Here is a 1,596-nt window from a genome sequence, read left to right on the forward strand (position 1 = left end):
AAAAACCTGCTAACAAAAGTCAAGCATAACCTGAAATTAATTTCAGGTTATTTGATTATTTGAGTAATTAAATTAGTGCATGGCAAACAAACCGAGTGTAATCAATCGGTTTTTTTAGTGTAATTTTAGATTTTATGCTACTTTTAATTCTTGTTTTTGGGCTTTTGATTCCATAACTCTTGCATAGTAGATTCTTAAGAATTTGTTTAATCCTGCAAATTTACATACTTTTTTGGCTTTTCCTTCTTTTTCTTTTTTTATCATGTACTTATATATTTCATTTTCTGGATTTTTAGCACTCATCATACATTTCATTGCCTGGTAGCCTACTTTTCTCAGTATTGCGTTTCCTCTTTTACTTATTTTTCTTTGATCCGCTTTAAAATTTCCTGATTCATAAGGTGGTGCGTCTATTCCTATAAAGGATATTAGACTTTTTTTGTTTTTAAATTTTGATAGGTCGCCAAATTCTGCTACTATTTGTACTGCTAATTTTTCTGATATTCCTGAGAATTTTTTTGCTTCTTGATATTCTTCTAAGGGCTCGGATATTTCTATCATTTGTGATAAAATTCTATTTAGAATCTGATTTATTTGTTTTATCAGGTTTATTCCTTCTCTGATATTCGTTTCTATTTTTGAGTTATGGGAAGGTTGTGTTGAGATACTATCCTCTGCTAATTGGTAAATGGCTTTTGCTTTGTTTGCATTTGGATGGTATCTCTTTTCTTTTGCCCACCTTTTATATTCTTCTATAAATTCTTCTTCTGTTTTTTCTAACACTAGGTCTTTATGCCACCATTTTTCTAAAAAGTCTAAGAGTTTGTCTTTTGAAAAGTCTCCTGAATTATGTGGTATTAGTTTTTTTATGCCTGGAAATGTTTGATGTATTGTTTGATCTATGTAGTTCATTTGATCGATTCTTAGCTCCATGTAATGTTGGTAGCTTCTGTTTAATTCTTTTAAGATTTTGTAGTTGTCTTTATCTACTTTGTATTCTTCTAATTCTTTCCAATACATTAGTCCATATTCTGCTATTTGTTTTGCATCTATTTTGTCATTTTTTGCTTTCCTAAAGTTTAATGCTCGGCAATATTGTTTCATCTTTAATGGATTTATTACTGCTACAAAGTATCCTCTATCTTTTAATTCATAAAGTATTGGTAGATGATATTTTCCTGTTGCTTCCATTGTTATTTTTACTTCTTCTTTTAACTTTTCTAGTTTATTCAATAATTTTTCTACTTCTGTTTTTTTTAGAGAAACATCAAATGGTTTCCATATTATTTTGCTTCCTTGTTCTAATGCACAAACTGTGATTTTGTCTTTTGATATATCTATTCCTACAGATATCATGATTTTCCTTCTTTCTTTTTAGTTTGTAGTTTCTACCTGCACCATTACACTCTTTTTAGCTTGTGACACGGACGTATTGCCCAACCTGCTTAACCGAATATGAATAATGAAAAGGTAGTTGACAGTTTTTGTGGCGGATGTTTCAACCCTAAAAGAGGCTCGTCATACTACTTCTTCATTATACAAAAATAGTGCAAGATAGGAATTACTTCCTTTCTTACACTATTTATGGTACTAAAA

At 29.9% G+C, this 1,596-nt stretch carries 1 protein-coding gene; it reads right to left on the reverse strand.

Annotated features, from left to right (window positions below):
- Positions 1 to 132: 132 nt before the first annotated feature.
- The gene (locus ACU68U_RS09175; RefSeq protein ID WP_446763195.1) at positions 133 to 1,356 is read right to left on the reverse strand and encodes an IS110 family transposase; all 1,224 of its coding nucleotides are present in this window, start codon (positions 1,354 to 1,356) and stop codon (positions 133 to 135) included.
- Positions 1,357 to 1,596: the final 240 nt, after the last annotated feature.

The organism is Finegoldia sp. P3-F-LR (assembly GCF_052932165.1).